This window comes from Variovorax sp. CCNWLW225, assembly GCF_037204045.1.
Taxonomy (GTDB): Bacteria; Pseudomonadota; Gammaproteobacteria; order Burkholderiales; family Burkholderiaceae_C; genus Variovorax.
Window position 1 is genome coordinate 362,077 of the sequence record NZ_JBBCBV010000003.1, and the last position, 18,844, is coordinate 380,920.

The 18,844-nt window shown below is 66.1% G+C and carries 16 protein-coding genes; 9 read left to right on the forward strand and 7 right to left on the reverse strand.

The genetic code is table 11. From position 1 onward, the window contains the following. Nucleotides 1-118: 118 nt before the first annotated feature. The 4 genes from V9L20_RS09410 (at nucleotide 119) to V9L20_RS09425 (ending at nucleotide 4,508) form a co-directional block, all read left to right on the forward strand. Nucleotides 119-571 (forward strand): aconitase X swivel domain-containing protein, encoded by a 453-nt coding sequence (locus tag V9L20_RS09410; RefSeq protein WP_157614490.1) that lies wholly within the window; start codon nucleotides 119-121, stop codon nucleotides 569-571. Beyond that, on the forward strand, nucleotides 568-2,271 hold the full coding sequence (ilvD, locus tag V9L20_RS09415; protein ID WP_337296384.1) for a dihydroxy-acid dehydratase: 1,704 nt from the start codon (nucleotides 568-570) through the stop codon (nucleotides 2,269-2,271). Before V9L20_RS09410 ends, ilvD begins: the two co-directional genes overlap by 4 nt. Nucleotides 2,272-2,391: 120 nt before the next feature. Then, a complete protein-coding gene (locus V9L20_RS09420) occupies nucleotides 2,392-3,519 on the forward strand; it encodes a porin (protein WP_337296385.1) in 1,128 nt (375 codons plus the stop codon). Between the two features lie 14 nt (nucleotides 3,520-3,533). Beyond that, the gene (locus V9L20_RS09425) at nucleotides 3,534-4,508 is read left to right on the forward strand and encodes a Bug family tripartite tricarboxylate transporter substrate binding protein (RefSeq protein ID WP_337296386.1); all 975 of its coding nucleotides are present in this window, start codon (nucleotides 3,534-3,536) and stop codon (nucleotides 4,506-4,508) included. A 16-nt stretch (nucleotides 4,509-4,524) separates the two neighbouring features. Here V9L20_RS09425 and V9L20_RS09430 read toward each other — a convergent pair whose 3' ends face one another. Beyond that, entirely contained in the window at nucleotides 4,525-5,445 is a 921-nt protein-coding gene (locus V9L20_RS09430; protein ID WP_443098560.1) for an aldo/keto reductase, read from the reverse strand. A 351-nt stretch (nucleotides 5,446-5,796) separates the two neighbouring features. On the opposite strand from V9L20_RS09430, the gene V9L20_RS09435 reads away from it, so the two are divergent. Next, on the forward strand, nucleotides 5,797-6,759 hold the full coding sequence (locus V9L20_RS09435) for a hypothetical protein (RefSeq protein ID WP_337296388.1): 963 nt from the start codon (nucleotides 5,797-5,799) through the stop codon (nucleotides 6,757-6,759). 659 nt (nucleotides 6,760-7,418) lie between these two features. Here V9L20_RS09435 and V9L20_RS09440 read toward each other — a convergent pair. Next, nucleotides 7,419-8,546: an ABC transporter substrate-binding protein gene (locus tag V9L20_RS09440; RefSeq protein WP_337296389.1), complete on the reverse strand. Its 1,128-nt coding sequence runs from the start codon at nucleotides 8,544-8,546 to the stop codon at nucleotides 7,419-7,421. Between the two features lie 120 nt (nucleotides 8,547-8,666). Between V9L20_RS09440 and imuA the strand changes: the two genes are divergently transcribed. The 4 genes from imuA (at nucleotide 8,667) to V9L20_RS09460 (ending at nucleotide 15,177) form a co-directional block, all read left to right on the forward strand. Further along, nucleotides 8,667-9,479 (forward strand): translesion DNA synthesis-associated protein ImuA, encoded by an 813-nt coding sequence (gene imuA / locus V9L20_RS09445; protein WP_337296390.1) that lies wholly within the window; start codon nucleotides 8,667-8,669, stop codon nucleotides 9,477-9,479. Beyond that, nucleotides 9,448-10,815, forward strand: coding sequence for a Y-family DNA polymerase (locus V9L20_RS09450; RefSeq protein ID WP_337296391.1), 1,368 nt, complete (start codon nucleotides 9,448-9,450; stop codon nucleotides 10,813-10,815). Before imuA ends, V9L20_RS09450 begins: the two co-directional genes overlap by 32 nt. Continuing rightward, a complete protein-coding gene (locus tag V9L20_RS09455) occupies nucleotides 10,808-14,176 on the forward strand; it encodes an error-prone DNA polymerase (protein ID WP_337296392.1) in 3,369 nt (1,122 codons plus the stop codon). Before V9L20_RS09450 ends, V9L20_RS09455 begins: the two co-directional genes overlap by 8 nt. 68 nt (nucleotides 14,177-14,244) lie before the next feature. Continuing rightward, nucleotides 14,245-15,177, forward strand: coding sequence for a hypothetical protein (locus tag V9L20_RS09460; RefSeq protein ID WP_337296393.1), 933 nt, complete (start codon nucleotides 14,245-14,247; stop codon nucleotides 15,175-15,177). A 29-nt stretch (nucleotides 15,178-15,206) separates the two neighbouring features. On the opposite strand, the gene V9L20_RS09465 is transcribed toward V9L20_RS09460, so the two are convergent. The 5 genes from V9L20_RS09465 to V9L20_RS09485 form a co-directional block, all read right to left on the reverse strand. Beyond that, entirely contained in the window at nucleotides 15,207-15,416 is a 210-nt protein-coding gene (locus tag V9L20_RS09465) for a hypothetical protein (protein ID WP_337296394.1), read from the reverse strand. 81 nt (nucleotides 15,417-15,497) lie between these two features. After that, nucleotides 15,498-16,094 carry a hypothetical protein gene (locus tag V9L20_RS09470; protein ID WP_258507331.1) on the reverse strand — a complete coding sequence of 199 codons (597 nt, stop codon included), beginning with the start codon at nucleotides 16,092-16,094 and terminating at the stop codon, nucleotides 15,498-15,500. Nucleotides 16,095-16,131: 37 nt separating this feature from the next. Continuing rightward, nucleotides 16,132-16,416 (reverse strand): hypothetical protein, encoded by a 285-nt coding sequence (locus tag V9L20_RS09475; protein WP_281148485.1) that lies wholly within the window; start codon nucleotides 16,414-16,416, stop codon nucleotides 16,132-16,134. Between the two features lie 60 nt (nucleotides 16,417-16,476). Further along, a complete protein-coding gene (locus tag V9L20_RS09480; protein WP_337296395.1) occupies nucleotides 16,477-17,985 on the reverse strand; it encodes a mannose-1-phosphate guanylyltransferase/mannose-6-phosphate isomerase in 1,509 nt (502 codons plus the stop codon). A 36-nt stretch (nucleotides 17,986-18,021) separates the two neighbouring features. After that, nucleotides 18,022-18,813 (reverse strand): response regulator transcription factor, encoded by a 792-nt coding sequence (locus tag V9L20_RS09485; RefSeq protein ID WP_337296396.1) that lies wholly within the window; start codon nucleotides 18,811-18,813, stop codon nucleotides 18,022-18,024. Nucleotides 18,814-18,844: the final 31 nt, after the last annotated feature.

Genomic DNA, 18,844 nt, shown 5'->3' on the forward strand with positions numbered 1-18,844 from the left:
TCCGGACTTTCTCCCTCCCCCTCTGGGGGAGGGCAGGGGTGGGGGCGTGCGGCGCATCCATCGAGCGCTCTGGCTGCCCCCATCCCAACCTTCCCCCGAAAGGGGAAGGAGCAAAACCATGAATGCGCGCGACAACACATCCACGCTCGTCATCCGCGGCCGCAAGGTGGTCGGCGGCGTTGCGGAGGGCGAAGCACTCGTCACGCGCGACCGCATCTCGGGCTGGGGCGGCATCGATCCGCGCACCGGCACCGTCATCGAGACGCGGCACGAGCTGCGCGGCCAGAGCTTTGCGGGCAAGGTGCTGGTGTTTCCGGGGGCCAAGGGCTCGTCGGGCTGGTCGGCCATGTTCCACATGACGCGGCTCATGAACTCCGCGCCCGCGGCGTTCCTGTTCAACGAGATGACCACCAAGATGGCGCTGGGCGCGGTGGTGACGCACTCGCCTTCGATGACCGACTTCGAGCGCGACCCTCTGGAATGCATCGAGACCGGCGATTGGGTGCGCGTGGACGCCGACCGCGGCGTGATCGAGATCACCAAGAAGAACAAACCCGGAGACCGCCCATGACCACCCGCCCCCTGCGCAGCAACTTTCCGCGCGGCTCTTATCTTTGGTCAGTGCGCAATGCGCACTGGCGCGCGCTCGGCATTCCCGAAGAAGACTGCGAGAAGCCGAAGATCGCCATCGTCAACAGCTCGTCGGAGCTGGCCGCGTGCTTCAGCCACCTCGACAAGGTGGCAGCAGAAATCAAGACTGCGATCCGCGCCGCGGGCGGCGTGCCGTTCGAGATCCGCACCGCGGCGCCCAGCGACTTCATCACCGGCGCCGGCGCGCGCGGCGCCTACATGCTCGGCGCGCGAGACCTCGTGACCAACGACATCGAAGTGGCCGTGGAGGGCGCGCAGCTCGACGGCATGGTGTGCCTCACCTCGTGCGACAAGACCGTGCCGGGCCAGCTCATGGCCGCCGCGCGGCTCAACATTCCGACGTTGCTCGTGCCCTGCGGCTACCAGCCCAGCGGCGAGTACCGCGGCAAGCACATGGACATCGAGGAAGTGTTCATCGGCGCGATGCATGCCGTCACGGGCCACCTGCCGGTCGAAGAACTCGTGGGCATGAGCCGCGAGGCGATCCGTGGCCCGGGCGTGTGCTCGGGCCTGGGCACGGCCAACTCGATGCACATCGTCTGCGAGGCCCTCGGCCTGGCCTTGCCGGGCAGCGCGCCGGTTGCCGCGCTGAGCCCGAAGATGATGGCCGACGTGCGCGCGGCCGGCACACGCATCGTGCAGATGGTGTGGGACGACCTGAAGCCGCGCGACATCCTCACGCCCGGCGCCTTCGCCAACGCGGTGCGCGCGGTGCTGGCCATCGGCGGCTCGCTCAACACGGCCAAGCACTTGCAGGCGGTTTCGACCGAAGGCGAGTGCGGTGTCGACGTGTATGGCCTTTTCGAAAGCCTCGGCCCGACGACGCCGGTGCTGGCCGGCGTGCGGCCGATCGGCGATCACAGCATCGAAGCCTTCGAGGCGGCAGGCGGCTGCCGCGCGCTCATGAAGCAGCTTGCGCCCTTGCTCGACACGAGCGCGCCCACCGTCACGGGCGGCACCGTGGCCGACAACCTGAAGGGCACCGAAGTTGCCGACGCAGAGGTGATCCGCCCCATCGATCGCCCGGTCGCGCCGCTGCCAGCCATCGTGCTGCTGCGCGGCAATCTTGCGCCTGAGTCCGGCCTCATCAAGACCGGCATCGTGGAACGCAAGGTGCGCAGCTTCACAGGTCCGGCCGTGTGCTTCTGGACCTCGGACGCCGCCATTGCCGCGCTGAAGAAAGGCGAGATCGTGCCGGGCCAGGTGGTCGTGATGCGCGGCGCCGGTGCCTGCGGTGGCCCGGCGATGGGCGGCGGCGCCTCGCGCGTGGTGTTCGCGATCGACGGCGCGGGCCTGGGCGACCAGGTCGCGATCCTGACCGACGGGCATCTTTCAGGCCTGGTCTGCAAGGGGCTTGTGGTGGCCGAGGTCTCGCCCGAAGCCGCTCTCGGCGGGCCGCTGGGGCTGGTGCGCGATGGCGACGTGATCACCATCGACCTGGACGCGCGCCGCCTCGACATTGCATTGACCGATGCGGAACTCAAGGCGCGCCGCGCCGACTGGCAGGCGCCGCCCCCCGCCTTCGACACCGGCTGGCTGCAGCAATACCGGCGCAACGTGAGCCCGCTGTCCAAGGGCGCCGTGCTCGTGCGCACCGAACGACCCGAGCCTTCCGGCTAGCAGCACCTTTTTACCCCGGCCTTCGCCGACCGGCGCGCACCCCCGTGCGCACCCGGTGGCGCAGCCCTGCGCGCGTTCCGAGTTTTTCAACCAAGAGAAGAAGCAGGAGACAAGAAAACCATGAAGAAGATTTTGATGTGGTCAGCGCTGGGGCTTGCGAGCAGCGGCGCCGCGCATGCGCAATCCACGGTGACCGTGTTCGGCGTGATGGACCTCGGTATCCAGTACACCAACGGCGATGGCGGCGGCTCGGTCAAGGCGCTATCGAACGGTGGGCTTTCAACGAGCCGGCTCGGATTTCGCGGCACCGAAGACCTGGGCGGCGGCTTGCGCGCGGGCTTCTGGCTCGAGGGCAGCCTGAACCCCGACACCGGTACCGGCCGCGCGAGCAACAGCAACAACCAGACGAGCGGCGCGGGCGTGGCGGGGCCGATCACCTTCGACCGCATGTCCTTCGTGAGCCTGTCGCACGACAAGATTGGCGAGCTGCGCCTGGGCCGCGACTTCATTCCCACGCACTACAACAGCATCTACTTCGATCCCTTCAACGCCAACGGCGTGGCGCGCGCGGGCAACCTCACGTTCGCGGGCTCGGGCACAGGGCCGCTCCCTTCGGCCATCACGGGCAGCAACACGGTGAGCTACTGGTTGCCGGCCGGGCTCGGCGGCTTCTACGGCATGGCGATGATCGGCACGGGCGAGAACGATTCCACCGCGCCCAACCGCGACGATGGCAACTTTGCCGGTGCGCGCTTCGGATTCGCCTCGGGGGCATTCGACATTGCCGCCGCCGTGACGCGCACCCACTACGACGCGACCGCCACCATCGGCAACTACACGCACGCCAATATCGGCGGCACGTGGGACGCGGGGTTTGCGAAGTTCTTCGCGCTCTACAACAAGGTAACGGTGAAGCTCGCCGCCGGCACGGTTCGCAAGAACACCACCGAGATCGGCGCGCACATTCCGGCCTTCGAGGTCGGCCGCATCCGCGTGAGCTACGCCTACCTGGACGACCGCAGCGACGAGAGCCTGCGCAATGCCAACGGCATGCCGCGCAACCGCGACGACGCGCGGCAGTTCGGCATCGGCTATGTGCACAACCTCTCCAAACGCACCGCGCTCTACGGCACCTACGCGCGGCTCATGAACAGCGGCCAGGCGCGCTATGTCGTCAGTGGCGGCGTGGCACCGGCCGGTGGCCGCCGCTCGTCGGGCTGGGAGCTCGGCGTGCGGCATCTCTTCTGAACAAGGAGCAAGAAATGCGACGCAGAAACCTGACGCTGGCGGCCCTGGCCGCCGGTGGTTCGCTGGCCATGCTGCCCGGCGCGGCGGCGTGGAGCGCCGAGACCTATCCGGACAAGCCGCTGCGCTTGATCGTGGGCTTCGCACCCGGCGGCGGTGCCGACGCGCTCACGCGCATCATCGCGGAGGGGCTGTCGAAGCAGCTCGGCCAGCAGGTGATCGTGGAGAACCGGCCCGGCGCCGACGGCGTGCTCGCGGCGCAGGCCACGTCGTCTGCAAAGCCGGATGGCTACACGCTGCTGATGGGCACCAACACCGCCATGGTGGCGGCGCCCACGCTGCGCCCCACGCCGCCCTACGACCCGTTCAAGGCCTTCACGCCGATCAGCTCGGCCGGCCAGTTCTCGATGTTCCTGGTGGTGCCTTCGAGCCTGCCGGCGAAGAGCGTGAACGAGTTGCTGGCCCTGGTCGCGGCCAAGCCCGGCGCCTACAACTCGGCGTCGAGCAACAGCGCCTCGGAGTTGGCCATGCTGCAGCTGCTGGGCGAGCGCAAGGTGGTGAACGCGCGCTACAAGGGCGACATGCAAGCCATGACCGACCTGCTCGGCGGCCAGATCCACATGATGTTCACCACCGGCACGTTGGCCCCGGGCTTCGTGAAAGAGGGGCGCATTCGCGCGCTGGTCACGCTGCTGCCGCAGCGCAGCGCCTTGCTGCCCGACGTGCCTACGGGCAGTGAGCTGGGCCTGGGCAAGCTCACCATCACGCCCTGGGCCGGCTTTTTCGGACCGCCGGGGTTGCCGCCCGCCATTACCGCCAAGCTGTCGCAGGAACTGCAGAACACGCTGAAGCGCCCGGACGTGCATGCGCAACTGGTGCAGCAGGGCTTCGAGGGCTACGGCATGAGCCCCGCAAAGTTTACCGAGTTCTTCCGCGCGCAATACGACGCCTTCGGCTCCACCGTGCGGCAGCACAACGTCAAGTTCGAATAGCCGCCGCGGTTGCGGCTCAGAGCCCGATCGAGCGCGCGTTGCTGCGCCAGAACGCCGCATCCGGAAACGAGCCCGCGCCGGCCGCGGCGTTGTCGGCCATGTGCTCGGCGCGGCTGGTGCCGGGAATGGTGCAGGTCACCGCCGGGTGGCTCAGCACGAACTTCAGCAGCACCTGCGCCCAGCTTGTGCAGCCGATCTCGCCGGCCCACGCAGGCAGCGGCTTGTCCCGCAGCCGGCGCAGGAGGCCGCCGCCGCCGAAGGGCATGTTGACGACTACCGCCACCCCGCGCTCGGCTGCGAGCGGCAGCAGTCGCTGCTCGGCTTCACGCGCGTCGATCGAATAGTTGATCTGCAAAAAGTCGAGCTTCTCGGCGCGCAGCACCGCTTCGACCTCGTCGTAGGCAGAGGCGGTGTAGTGCGTAATGCCGATGTAGCGCACGCGGCCTTTCTCTTTCCAGCCGCGCAGCGTGGCCAGATGGGTTTTCCAGTCCATCAGGTTGTGCACTTGCATCAGGTCCATGCGCTCGGTGCGCAGCCGCGCGAAAGACTGCTCCATCTGCGCAATGCCGGCATCGCGGCCCGATGTCCAGACCTTCGTCGCAAGAAAAGCCTTGTTCTCGCGCTGCTTCGATGAGGCCAGCAGTTCGCCGGTGGTTTCCTCAGAGCGCCCGTACATCGGCGAACTGTCGATCACCTTGCCACCCGCGGCAAAGAGGGCGTCGAGCACACCCGGCAGGCGCTTGTATTCCTCGGTACCGGGGCGCTGGTCGAACCCGATCCAGGTGCCGCAGCCGACAACCGGCAGGGCCTCCTGGGTGGAAGGAATAGGGCGGGTGTTCATGGTCATCGCAGGCCTGCCTTGTTGCTGTGCGAAGGAGGGGAGCGCGGCACCGGCGCAGAGTGCGGCGCCGAGCCTGAGCAGCCGGGCGCGGGTGATGGGGAGGTGTGGGGTGTTCGTGAGTGGCGTCACGAATCAAATTTTGCGCCAGAGGCTTGGCTGGGCGCTCGTTGGGGCTACTTTGGGCTTAGCGGCCATTGGCAGATCCGCGCAGCCGTCTTCCGCCTCAGGCCCAAGGAGCCTTGAAACGGTTGTATCGGCTTGGCTGCCACAATGAGCACCCACGCGAGGCTGCATTGCTCGTAACAACGCTGGCGAGTGGAGTGCTCGGGCTGCGTGACCGAAACACACCAGAAGGGGACGTTGGCGATGCTCGCCAAGGGAAGGGGTACCTCTTGAATTTCCAGTGATCTGAGCAACGACAGAAAACTCGCATCTACGGAGCCTCGAATGAGATATGCGTTTGCAACAGCGTTGATTGACTTTCAGATCGACTCAATGCTCAAGAGCCCTGTGGCAATAAAGAATGGCCTTTTTGTTACCAACAATCCGGGCCACGTTGCCCGCTTTCTCCAGACCAGTCACATAGTGACCATCGGCTCTCTAGAAGCTAAGCCGCTCACAGGCGGGAGCGTGGTGCTCTATCGGGTAGATGATCTACCAGATATTTCTCAGGCCTCGGTGGAGGTGATCAATTTTCTGCGCGAAGTGCAGGCATTTCTAACGGCCGCATGGCTCAAGAAAGACAACAGCGCGAACTGTGAGCTTGCATTTTCATTTGGCCAAGAAACTCCGCACGTCCATAGCAACTCACTTGCACTGCAATACACAGATCACTCCGGCGGCCGAAAGTCCATCAAGGTTGACGAGGGCCTGCTCGCGGAGATTTGCAAGCTTCACGCGACATCGTTTCAGGGCGTCACGCAGCAGAATTTTCCCGCTCACACGGTCTTCAGAAAATCCATCGCGCGGCTGGATCGCGGGATGAAGTTCCTCCAGCAAGCGAGGTCTTCGGATGATCTTGGCCAGAAGGTTGCGAACTACTGCTCGTTCTTCGAGGCACTACTAAGTACTTCAGCTTCTGAACTCTCCCATCAATTGTCGGAGCGAATTGCATTTCTCCTTTCGGATGATCCGAACAAGAGGCTTGGGTTTTTTAAGGACGTGAAGAAAGCGTACGGTGTGCGGTCAAAGATCGTGCACGGTGACATTCTCACGGCAGGTGTGATAGCGAGTCTTGTAGACGTTGCTCGCACATGTGATGAGTTTGCCCGATCCCTTGTTTTGAAGATTGTTCAGGAACCGCATTTGGATGCACTGTTTAACACCGGCTCCAATGAGCTGCTGGACGCGTACATGTTGAATCTGATATTTGGTGTCAAAGAATCGCCCTCCAGCCAGCTTTCAAGTTAGGCGATTAACAAGATTTCACTCGTGCCTAGAGGTTCTTGGACGGGATGCAAGCTCGACCGACCATCGGCGCATGCAGGAACACGGGCCCATAGAAACGCGCCTCATTGAGAGGACCCAGGCATGAGATGCGTTCCCCATTGCAAAACGTGGGCGAGCGTTCGCGGCCGCCGCGAGGTCTCCGACCTCGCCCGAGAAAGTTATTTCGCCTACGGCACAGGTCCTACGACATACCTTCGAGGCTTTGACCAAAGCAACCGCACGGTCTAGCTCTCCGCGATCCAGACCTACAGGTCCATCTTCCCCTGCGTCCTCACGTTCGCCGCCGCGTTCTGTTCGAGCAGATTTCAGACGCTGCCCATCTTGCACTCGCCGCCACCGGCCGGATAGCGCTGCTCTAGCGCGCTACACAAAAACCAGTTTCAAAGACCGTGCTTGCATCTCTGATGCAGGCGCGACCTATGTTGTTTATCGACGGGAGCGTGATTCAGAGCGGTCGTTGATCAGCGGTGCACCAGCAGCGTGTCCCAGTGCACAGGGCATCGGGTGCTCCGCGCAGCGAAATAAAGGAGGAGGCCGCAGGCCGGGGGACATTCGCGGAGGGGAGTACCCGGTGGCCTTTGCACTCGCCCTGAACGATTCGCCCCCCAACACGTACAAACTCAGCGCAAATAGCGCCCGTCAGCCTTCAGCATCGAAAGCTCAGAGAAGGTCAGCCCACGGTGCTCCCCCGGCCGGTAAGACACAGCAATCCCGCCGATGTCCAGCGTCTTGAACGATTCGAGACCCTTGTGCAGCGAATCGGCCGTCGGGTTCGAACCCGCTCGCTTCAGGCCCTCGACCATCACCTTGGCCGCCACATAGCCCTCGAGGCTGGCGTAGCTGAACTCCGTCGCGCCGATCTTCTTCATGGACGCCTGGTACTCGGCAATCATCGGCATTGCCGTGTTCCATGGGTACGGCACGACCTGCGAAATGACCACGCCGGCTGCGTCCTTCTTGATGTCCTGGAACAGCTTCTGGCCGTTCAGGAAAGAGAACGAATAGAAAGCCGTTTCGCCGCCCGCCGCGCGGTAAGCCGTGATGAACTTGGCCGCCACGTCGTTCGTGGCCGACAGCACCACGGCCTTGGGCTTGAGCTTGACCAGTTCCGCCGCGCGTTCGGCTGCGTCCGAGCCGTCATTTTTGATCGACACGCTGCCGACCATTTTTTCGCCGCGCTCGGCAATGAATTTTTGCGTGCTCTCCATCGCCGAGCGCGCGCCCGGGTTGTCGTTGTGCGCGAAGGCGATGCGCGAGAGGCCGATGGTGAACAGGTGGTTCACGATGCGGCTGTATTCCTCGTCGAAGCTGATGCGCACCGGAAAGCCGTATTCGGACGGTTTCACCACCGGCGCCGCACCCGTGTACGAGCCTACGACCGGAATCTTGAGTTCGTTGGCTGCCTTCAAGGCGCCCACCGCCGACGACGTGCCGATCGGCATCAGGATGCCCACGGCGCCGTCCTTCACGAAAGTCTTCACGTTCTCGGCGCCCTTGGCGGGGTCGTAGGCATCGTCGAGCTGGCGCAGCTCGATGGGCCGGCCGTTCACGCCGCCGTTCGCATTCACTGCGGTGAACAGCGCGCGAATGCCGACCAGCGGCTCGGTCGACAGCGTTGCCAGCGGGCCCGTCTGCACATAGGTCTGGCCGATCAGGAGCGGCTTGGTTTGGGCCTGCGCCGCAGGCTGTACCGCAAGGAGGAGGGCGGCAAAGGCCGAAGCCAGCAAATGAATCTTTTTGTATTGCATGGTCACAAATTGTTTGTTCGGCCATCTTAAGAGGCAAGGCGCTTTGGGTAAATCGCTATTTGTCCTGCCCCGGTTGCGGCGCATGGAATACTGTATAAAAATACAGTTAACGATTGCATCATGGGCCTTCCTTTCCTCAACTCCTTTTCCGCCGCCGCGGGCCGTGGCGTCTGGCATGCCGACGAGCTCGGCCTTGCCGACGCGCAGGTCGTCGCCACCGGCCACGCCGCGCTCGACGCCGAGCTGCCGGGTGGCGGCTGGCCTGTAGGCGCCATGACGGAGTTGCTGCAAACCGCGCCGGAAGCCCATGTCTGGCGGCTGCTGCTGCCCGCCTTGGCGCAGGCCGTCCAGGCGCGCGGCGGGCCGGTGGTGCTGATCGGCGCGCCCTATGAACCCTGCGGGCCGTCTCTGGCGGCGCAGGGCTTGCCGGTGGAAGCGCTGATGTGGGTCCGGAGCGACGCGCCGGCTTCGCGCCTGTGGGCCTGCGAGCAGGCGCTGCGCTGTGCGGATGTGTCGGCCGTGCTGGCCTGGCTGCCGCAGGCCCGGGTGGGCGAGCTGCGGCGGCTGCAACTGGCCGCCGCCCAGCATGACGTGCTGCTCTTCGTGTGCCGGCCCGAATCGGCCGCGCAGGGTGCGTCGCCGGCGCGGCTTCGGCTTCAGGTGGAAAGCTGCGAGGCCGACAGCTCGCAGATCGAACTGCGCATTCTCAAGCGCCGGGGGCCGCCCTTGGCCGCGCCGGTGATGCTGCCCGCACGCAACGAGCGCATGGCCGCATTGCTGGCGGCCGCCCGGTTGCGCCGCAAGCTGCGGCTGCAGCAGCAGGGCACGGCGCCGGCCGGCGAAGCGGCAACGTCGGCCACGGCCACGGTGGTGCGCATCGACGCATGGAAGGGAGGCCCCAGTGCACTGGATCGCATTGCGGTGGTCGCTTGAATCCGATTCGCCTGACGAAGCGCAGCCCCTGCCCACGCCCGAGGCGCTAGGCTGGTGGGCGCTGCAATACACGCCGCACGTCGCCTGGCAAGACGAGGCGCTGATGCTCGAGGTTTCGGCCTGCGAGCGCCTGTGGGGCGGGCGCTCGTCGCTGATGCGCCAGCTGGCCCACGAGAACCCCGCGCCCGACGCCGTGATGCGCGGCGCGCAGGGTGCCACCAGCCTCATCGCACTGGCCCGGCTGCGCCTGTTCGAGCGCGAAGAGAGCCGGCCCAAGGACATTCCCGCCGGCCTCCCGCTGGACACGCTGAGCGCCGCGCGCGAACACCTCGATCTGCTGGCGCGCCTGGGCTGCCGCACCTGGGGCGACGTGGCGGCCTTGCCGCGCGGCGGCCTCACGCGGCGCTTTGGCGCGGCGCTGCGCGAGGCGCTCGACGTGGCTTGGGGCCTGCGCCCCGAAAGCCACAGCTGGCTCACGCTGCCCGACGTGTTCGAGCAGAAGCTCGAGCTGCCCGCGCTGGCCGAAACCGCACCCGAGCTGATGTGGTCGGCCAACCGGCTGCTCACGGCGCTGCAGTTCTGGCTGCGTGCCCGCCAGCGCGGCGCGCGCGCGCTCGAGCTGCAATGGACGCTCGACCTCAAGCGCTTCAACGGCGTGAACCTGCCGCCGCACCAGCAAGTCGCCGTGCGCACGGCCGAGCCCACGCAGGACATGGCGCACCTGCGCCGCCTGCTTTCCGAAAAGCTCGCCCTCACCACGCTTGCGGCGCCCGCAAGCTGGCTGCGCCTGCGCACACTCGAAACCGATCCATGGGCCGGCGCCAGCACCAGCTTTCTGCCCGAAGACAACCGCAAGGGCGACAAGCTGCATGAAATGGTCGAGCGGCTCAGCGTGCGGCTCGGGCCGCAGCAGGTGGTGGTGCCCGTGGCGCAGGCCGATCACCGGCCCGAGCGCAAGCAGGCCTGGCGGCCCGCGCTGCAGAAAGACACTGCGCTGCCGGGCACCCGCAAGGAAGCCAGGGAAACTGCAAAGGCGAAGGCCGCGGCTTCGCAGCCCGATGAGCTCTACCCGCCGTGGCTCTTGCCCGAGCCGCTGCTGCTCGAGATGGACGGCGAGCGCCCGTGCTACCGCGGCCCCCTCAGCAAACTGATCGGGCCGCAGCGCGTCGAAGCCGGCTGGTGGGGCGGCAAGGAAGACGGCGGCCAGCCGGCCATGCGCGACTACTACGTGGCGGAAAGCCCCGAAGCCGGACTGGTGTGGATCTTTCGCGAGCGGCTCTCCGCACGCTTTTCCCAGGGCGAAGTGCGCTGGTACCTGCAGGGGTTCTATGCCTGACCTGAGCGAAAAGCAGCTGCGCGGACGCAACTCCGCCAAGGTGCATGCGCTGCCGTTGCCCTTGCGCAAGAAGCCGCCGCCCACGCTGCCCGACTATGCCGAGCTGCATTGCCTGACCAACTTCAGCTTCCAGCGTGGCGCCTCGACGCCAGAGGAGATGGTCGAGCGCGCCTACCAGCTCGGCTACACGGCACTGGCCATTACCGACGAATGCTCGGTGGCCGGCATCGTGCGCGCGCACGTCTGCTTGCGCGATCTGCCGGCCAAATTGGAAGAACACGAGCGCGACCATCCTGACGAGCCGCCGCTTCCGCGCAACCCCGATTTCCGGCTGCTGTTCGGCAGCGAGTTCCGCTTCGAGCGCTTCAGGCTCGTGGTCATCGCCAACGACACCGAAGGCTGGGGCAACCTGTGCGAGTTCATCACCGCCGCGCGCAACACCGAGCTGCCCAAGGGCGAATACCGCGTGAGCTGGGACGAGAGCGACGTGGCTTCGCTGCAGCACTGCCAGGTTCTTTTTGTGCCGCACAGGGCGCCGGGCGGTGCCATGGACGTCGCCTCGCTGCATGAAGACCTGCTGGCCGCCAAGGCGTTCTATGGAGAAAACCTGTGGCTGGCGGTGGAAATGCTCAACGAGCTCGACGACGACCTGTGGTTCGTCACGCTGATGCAGGCGGGCGAGCACACGGGCGTGCCGCTGGTGGCGGCCGGCGACGTGCACATGCATGCGCGCTCGGCCAAGCCGCTGCACGACGTGCTCACGGCCGTGCGCCAAGGCAAGACCGTGGCCGAATGCGGCTTTGCGCTGCAGTCGAATGCCGAGCGGCATCTGCGGCAGCGGGTGCGGCTGGCCGAGCTGTATCTCTCCGAAATGCTGTCGAACACGCTGGTGGTGGCCGAGCGCTGCCGGTTCGATCCCAATGTGATCCGCGAGACCTACAAGTACCCGCTCGAAACCGTGGGCAACCACGAGACGCCCGTGCAGACGCTGGTGCGCAAGACCTGGGAGGGCGCGGCGGTCCGCTTTCCCGGGGGCATCCCCGACAAGGTGCGCGAGCAGGTCGAAAAGGAACTCGCGCTGATCGTCGAACTGAAGTACGAGATGTTCTTTCTCACGGTGGAAGACATCGTGCGCTTTGCGCGCTCGCAGCACATTCTTTGCCAGGGGCGCGGTTCCTCGGCCAACTCGGTCGTCTGCTACTGCCTGGGCATTACCGCGGTCAGCCCTGAAAAAGGCCACCTGCTGTTCGAGCGATTCCTGAGCCGGCATCGCAATGAGCCGCCCGACATCGATGTCGACTTCGAGCACCAGCGGCGCGAAGAGGTCATCCAGTACATCTACGAAAAGTACGGCCGCGAGCGCGCAGCCATTGCGGCCGTCGTCATCTGCTACCGCGCACGCAGCGCCTTGCGCGACGTGGGCAAGGCCATCGGAATCGACGAGCGCCTGATCGACGAGTTTGCAAAAGACCACTACTGGTTCGACGACACCGTGCTGGGCGAGCAACTGTTCAAGGCGGCCGCGCGCGTCGGCGTGCAGGAAGACGAACTCAAGCTGGTGCAATGGATCGAGATGACGCAGCGCCTCAAGGGCTTTCCGCGCCACCTGAGCCAGCACGTGGGCGGCTTTGTGCTCACGCACACCAAGCTCACGCGGCTGGTGCCGGTCGAGAAGGCATCGATGAAAGACCGCTCCGTCATCCAGTGGGAGAAGGACGACCTCGAAGCCATGGGCATGCTCAAGGTCGACGTGCTCGCGCTCGGCATGCTCAGCGCGATACGACGCGGGCTCGACCACATGAACCGTTGGCGTGGCTCGATGGTGGAGATGCACCAGATTCCGAACGACGACCAGAAGGTGTTCGACATGATCTGCGACGCCGACACCATCGGCGTGTTCCAGATCGAGAGCCGGGCGCAGATGTCGATGCTGCCGCGCCTGAAGCCGCGCTGCTACGAAGACCTGGTGATCGAGGTCGCCATCGTGCGGCCCGGGCCCATACAGGGCGGCATGGTGCATCCCTACCTCAAGCAGCGCGAGCGGTTGGCCAAGGGCTTGGCGATCCACTACGAGAAGGAAGAGCTGAAAGAAGCACTCGGACGCACGCTCGGCGTGCCGATCTTCCAGGAGCAGGTGATGCAGATCGCCATGATCGCGGCCAAGTTCACCGCCGACGAGGCCGATCAGTTGAGGCGCGCCATGGCCGCATGGAAGCGCAAGGGCGGCCTCGAGAAGTTCCACGAGAAGCTCGTGAAGGGCATGGTCGACAACGGCTACAAGGAGTCTTTCGCCGAAGCCATCTTCAAGCAGATCCTCGGCTTTGGCGACTACGGTTTTCCCGAAAGCCATGCCGCCAGCTTTGCGCTGCTGGTCACTGTGAGCAGCTGGCTCAAGAACTACGAGCCTGCCTGCTTCCTCGCGGCGCTGCTCGATTCGCAGCCCATGGGCTTCTACAGCCCCTCGCAGCTTGTGCAGGACGCGCGGCGGCATGGCGTGGAAGTGCGGCCGGTCGATGTCGCGTGCAGCAACATCGACACCACGCTCGAGGCCCGCAGCCCCGATGCACCGCGCATGCCGCCGGGCACCGATGCGCGCTACGCCAATCGCCTCGGCAACGAGAACCAGCCCGCGGTGCGCCTCGGGCTGAACCGGGTTTCGAGCCTCAGCAAGGAGGGCGCCAAGCGCCTGCTCGAAGCGCGCGCGCAAGCGCCCTTCACCAGCACCGAAGACCTCGCCCTGCGCGCCGAACTCGACGGCAAGGACATGGCCGCACTGGCCGCTGCCGATGCGCTGATGTCTCTTTCGGGGCATCGTCGCCAGCAGGTGTGGGATGCCACCGCCACCCGCGGCATGGGTGGCCGCTCGCCGGCCTTGCTCAAGGGCGTGCCGATCAATGAACAGGTCCTGCAGCTGCCCGCGGCACCCGAGGGCGAGGAAATCGTCGGCGACTACGCGGCGCTCGGCCTCACGCTGCGGCGCCATCCGCTCGCCTTGCTGCGCCCGCGCCTCGCACGCATGAAGCTCATGAGCGCCGAAGAACTGCGCAGCCTGCCCAGCGGCCAGACCGCGCGCGCCTGCGGCATCGTCAAGGGGCGGCAGCGCCCGGGCACCGCCAATGGCACCATCTTCGTCACGCTCGAGGACGAGACCGGCAATGTCAACGTCATCGTCTGGAGCCATGTCATCGAAGCCTGGCGCGAGCCGCTGCTCAAGTCGCACCTGCTTGCGGTGCAGGGCACCTGGCAGCGCGACGACGAGACCGGCGGCAAGGTGCAGCACCTGATCGCCACGGGCTTCAAGGACCTGACGCCGCTCATGGGGCGGCTGGCGCAGAGCAACACCAGCCGCGATTTTCATTGACGGCGCGGATGCAACCGATCGTTCCATGGCTCGCGCAACCGGCCACTTTTCGCTAACCTGCTTCTTCCATGTCCGCACTTGCACTTGATCCCGTCGTGGCCTTGCCGATCGGTCCGCCGCCGCCTGCGCCCGATGTACCCATTCCCATGCCGCCGCCACCGCAGCCCGGGCCGCCGCCGGAAGGCGATCCACCGCCCGCGGAGCCGCCGTTCACCGACCCCGGCTTTCCGCCGCCGGTGATCGATCCGCCGCCGCCCATGCAGAAAACCGGCGAGGTGCCTTTCGGAAAGGCGCACGCGCGGCGGCTGCGTGAAATCTATCGCTCGGCCGGCTGGCCCTGCTGCGACACCATCGAGGTCGAACTGCTGGCGGGCGGATTTCTCGAGCGCGTTCGCACGCCGCACGGCCACGAGACCTTGCGCGTCACCGACGCCGGCATTGCACGCATTGCCACCACGCTCACCATCAACCGCGCGGCGCTCTCACCGCACGAGGCATTGGTCGAGCGCGTGGCACGCGAAATGACGCGCGGCGGCCGCATCGCGTGGCGCGGCCTCGGCCTGCGGGCGCGCCTGCCACCGCTCGAAGAGGGCGGCAAGCCGCGCTGGTGCATTGCAAAGCCCGATGTGTTTTCGATCCGCAATACCAGCGTGGAAGCTTATGCGCACCCCATCGTGCACGAGGTGAAGGTGAGCCGCGCCGACTTGCTGGGCGACCTGCGCAAGCCCGACAAGCGCGCCGCCTATCTCGACCTGGGTGGCGAGTGCTGGTACGTGCTGGGCAACGACGCGCGCGGCCGCTGCATTGCGTCGCCCGACGAAATTCCGCAGGAGTGCGGCGTGCTGGTGCTAGAAGGCGAACGGCTGGTGGTGGCGCGCGCGGCCGTGCACCGCGCGTTCGAGCGCATTCCGTTCGGCGTGTGGCTGGCGCTTGCAAAGGCGCAGCCCATTGCGGGCTTCGATGACGATGCGCAGGACATGCTGGGCGACGATGCGCCCTGAATGACGGCCTGCGCGGCCGTTGCAAATCACTAGGACTCAGGCCACCACTCTTCGGCCGTGGTGCGGATGACGCGGGCCGCCTGCAGGCGGATGTCCTTGCCGTCGCCGCGCTCCTTGTCGGAGACCATGCGAAAAGGCCAGGTCGAAATGCGGCCCGCATGCGGGCGCGGCTGCAAGCGCCTCAGCGGCGAAAAAAACAGGATCCGCGCAGAAGGCGCTGGCGGGCTGGCGGTGGTCATGGTGTCGCCTCGAATGTTGCTCTGGGAGACGAGTAATTCTAGAGGAAACACTGTATGAACGTACAGTATATTTGCGCCGTCTCAAATGCTGAGGAGAGGGTGCATGGCCCGTGGCATGTCCGGCCCGCTGCGCAGGTTGCGCTCGATGAATTCGCGGGCAATGGCATCCAGATTGGCCGGCGCCGGCGTGACGAAGGACATGCGGTATTTCAGCAACCGGCCGTTGCGCCCCGTCAGAAAGGTGAACGACTCGTAGGTCTTCTGGCTCTGGGCGTGCAGCACGCGAAAGCTCACGCGCCGGAAGGCCTGCCCGTCGATCAGCTCATCGCGCACCGGGCCGACTTCCACCTTGGCATAGACGCCTCGCGCGCCCGCAAGCCGGACCTCTTCCACCGCGGCCTTGAAGTGCTCGTCGAACTCCGGGTCGGCGACGCCGGCGGCCCAGTCGCTGCGCTTCATGCCGTACACGTAGACGTCGACCCAGCCCACGTTGCTTTGGTACCGGTGGCTGACGCCCAGGCCGGGCTGCCCGGCCTCGTACGAGGTCGAGCGCACGTACTGCCATTGCACCGCACTGGCGGCCGGAGCCGAGGCGACGGGAGGTCTCGCGGGCGGCGCGGTGCAGCCCGCGAGCAGGGCTGCGGCCGTCAAGATCAGGGCAGGCCAACGCTTCGTCATGAAGGGCCTGCCTGAAACGGGGTGGCTGCCTCGGCCGTCAGTCCGGCCGGACTTCGAAATACGCTTCGTCGGCCTCGCCTAGCGCGCGAAAGCCCGCGGTCTTGGCGGCTTCGTAGGCCTTGGCCCAGTTTGCGGCCAGCGCGATCTCGTCTTTCGTCAGCTCGTCGGCACTCGACTCGCTGGCGTTTTCGAAGGCCTTCAAGGCCTGCGTCACGCCGTCGCCCAGCAGCTTGTCGAGTTCGCGCCGGAAGCGCGACTCCGCCGCGGAAATGACTTCGGCCGGTGCATCGGGAAAGTCGATCAGGTTCACTGTGTAGCTCATGGGCCGGATGCTACGTGATGGCAACAGCCCCGTCCTCCGGTGGCGTTGTTGCCGCGCATGTCAGGGGTGTGCCGCCAGCTGTGCACCCGCACTCGCGCTGGCGCTTGCAGCCAGCGCTTCGGGCGGCATCGCCGTCGCCGTTTCGGGCTGCGCCCTGACGGAGGCGCAGCGGCCGTAAGTGTCGTCGAAGCGCACGATGTCGTCCTCGCCCAGGTAGCTGCCGGTCTGCACCTCGATCACTTCGAGCATGGTCTTGCCCGGGTTCTCGAGCCGGTGGATCGCGCCCGAGGGCAGGTAGATGGATTCGTTCTCCCGCACCAGGCTGACCTGGCCGTCGCAGGTGGCCTTGGCCGTGCCGCGCACCACAATCCAATGCTCGGCGCGGTGGTGGTGCATTTGCAGCGACAGCTTGGCGCCCGGATTCACGGTGAGGCGCTTCACCTGGAAGCGGTCGCCGAAGTCGAGCCTGTCGTAGGCGCCCCAGGGCCGCACCACGCGCCGGTGTTCGGTCGCCTCGGCCTGGCCTTGCTGCGCGAGCATGCGCACCACCTCGCCGACCTGCTCGGCGCAATCCGCCTTCGCCACCAGCACAGCGTCGGGCGTGTCCACGATGATCAGGTCCTCGGTGCCCAGGGCCACCACCGGCCGGTGCGGCGCATGAATGAAGGTATTGCGCGCACGCAGCGTCCTGGCCTGGCCGCTCAGGCGGTTGCCGGTGCCGTCTTCCGGATGCAGCGTGGCCACCGCGTTCCAGCTTCCCACGTCGCTCCAGGCGCCTTCGAACTTCACCACGGCAATGTTCTGCTGCTTTTCGAGCACCGCATAGTCGATGCTGTCGCTGCGGCAGGCCTGGAAGGCCTCGGGGTCCAGGCGGTCGAAGCTGCCTTCGCTCGAAACACCGGCTGTCGCACGCTGGCAGGCCAGCAGGATGTCGGGCGCATGGGCGTTCAACGCCGCAATCAGCGTACTTGCCTGCACCAGGAAGATGCCCGCGTTCCAGCTGTAGCCGCCGTGCAGGATCAGCGATTCGGCCACCGACGCCGTGGGCTTTTCGACGAAGCGCACCACGGCCCGGCTGCAGCCGTCGGCCGACACGGCGCCGGCTTCGATGTAGCCATAGGCGGTGCTCGCGAAAGAGGGCATCACACCGAAGGTCACGATGTGCCCGGCCAACGCCGCGTCGACGCCGCGCCTTATCGTCTCGGCGAACAGCGGCGTGTCGGGAATGTGGTGGTCGGAGGGGGCGAACAGAAGCAGGTCGTCCTTGTTGGCGAGCAGTGCCGCCGCCGCCATGGCTGCCGCAGTGTTGCGCGCCATCGGCTCCAGGATCTGCCGCCCGATTGCACCGGCTTTCTCGACGGCCTCGCGCACCAGGAAGCGGTGGTCTTCCGATGCGATGCAGGTGATGTTGCTGTTCAGGCTGCACAGGCGCTCCAGCGTCATCTGCAGCAGGCTCTTGTCGCCGATCAGCGGTGCGAACTGCTTGGGAAGCGTCTTGCGCGAGAGTGGCCACAGGCGAGTGCCGCTGCCTCCGCAGAGCACGACGGGATGGATGGTGGGGGTGTTCATGACAACGTCCTTGATGAAAGCTGAAGGCCGGCTCGCTCAGAGCTGCCCGGTGTTGGTGGCGAAGCTCACCGCCTGCGCGCGCGAATGCACCTGCAGCTTCTTGTAGATGTTCTTGATGTGGGCGTTGACCGTCTGCCCCGAGATTCCGAGCCTCATGCTGATCTCCTTCGATACGCAGCCGCGCGCCACGCAGCGGAGCACTTCGCGCTCGCGCGTCGTCAGCGTTACCTCGCGCTGCTGCGGTGCTTCTACCGGGGGCGGCTCGCTGGTGTGCTGGTTCATGCGTGTCAGCAGCCGGCGCGCCAGCTTGGGCGTGATGGCCGCGCCGCCGTTCACCACCTGCAGCACGGCCTGCGCAAAGCTCTGCAGCCAGGCGTGCTTGAGCAGGTAGCCCGTGGCGCCAAGCTCGAAGGCATGCATCACATGGGCGTCGTCTTCCATGGCCGAGATGACGATGATTTCGCAGTAGCGATGCAGCTTGCGCGCCTCGCGAATGAGCTCGAAGCCCGATCCGTCGCCGAGCCGGAGGTCGACCATCAGCACGTCGAATTCATGGGTCGCCAGCAGGCGGCGGCCGTCGCGCACGCTGCCGGCCTGCGCCTCCAGCTGGATGCGCATGTCCGACAGCAGCTCCTGGGCAATCACGCGGCGCATGAACTCGTCGTCGTCGACGAGCAGCACGCGAACCGGGGCGTCTTCCTGCCCCGTCAGGAAATGCGGCCACAGCGGTTCGGCCGGAGGACAGACGCCGGACGGATAAACCGTGCGGCGCTCGGACGCCCGAGCGGAGTCAGGGGAGTCGGAAGAGTGAGGCGCGGTGTCGGACATGAAGGTTCCTAGAGAGTTGTTAGGGTTGGAG

Coding starts and splice junctions, on each gene's coding strand:
- V9L20_RS09410 (WP_157614490.1), top strand. CDS start 119: ATGAATGCGCGCGACAACACATCCACGCTCGTCATCCGCGGCCGCAAG.
- ilvD (WP_337296384.1), top strand. CDS start 568: ATGACCACCCGCCCCCTGCGCAGCAACTTTCCGCGCGGCTCTTATCTT.
- V9L20_RS09420 (WP_337296385.1), top strand. CDS start 2,392: ATGAAGAAGATTTTGATGTGGTCAGCGCTGGGGCTTGCGAGCAGCGGC.
- V9L20_RS09425 (WP_337296386.1), top strand. CDS start 3,534: ATGCGACGCAGAAACCTGACGCTGGCGGCCCTGGCCGCCGGTGGTTCG.
- V9L20_RS09435 (WP_337296388.1), top strand. CDS start 5,797: ATGAGATATGCGTTTGCAACAGCGTTGATTGACTTTCAGATCGACTCA.
- V9L20_RS09440 (WP_337296389.1), bottom strand. CDS start 8,546: ATGCAATACAAAAAGATTCATTTGCTGGCTTCGGCCTTTGCCGCCCTC.
- imuA (WP_337296390.1), top strand. CDS start 8,667: ATGGGCCTTCCTTTCCTCAACTCCTTTTCCGCCGCCGCGGGCCGTGGC.
- V9L20_RS09455 (WP_337296392.1), top strand. CDS start 10,808: ATGCCTGACCTGAGCGAAAAGCAGCTGCGCGGACGCAACTCCGCCAAG.
- V9L20_RS09460 (WP_337296393.1), top strand. CDS start 14,245: ATGTCCGCACTTGCACTTGATCCCGTCGTGGCCTTGCCGATCGGTCCG.
- V9L20_RS09465 (WP_337296394.1), bottom strand. CDS start 15,416: ATGACCACCGCCAGCCCGCCAGCGCCTTCTGCGCGGATCCTGTTTTTT.
- V9L20_RS09470 (WP_258507331.1), bottom strand. CDS start 16,094: ATGACGAAGCGTTGGCCTGCCCTGATCTTGACGGCCGCAGCCCTGCTC.
- V9L20_RS09475 (WP_281148485.1), bottom strand. CDS start 16,416: ATGAGCTACACAGTGAACCTGATCGACTTTCCCGATGCACCGGCCGAA.
- V9L20_RS09480 (WP_337296395.1), bottom strand. CDS start 17,985: ATGAACACCCCCACCATCCATCCCGTCGTGCTCTGCGGAGGCAGCGGC.
- V9L20_RS09485 (WP_337296396.1), bottom strand. CDS start 18,813: ATGTCCGACACCGCGCCTCACTCTTCCGACTCCCCTGACTCCGCTCGG.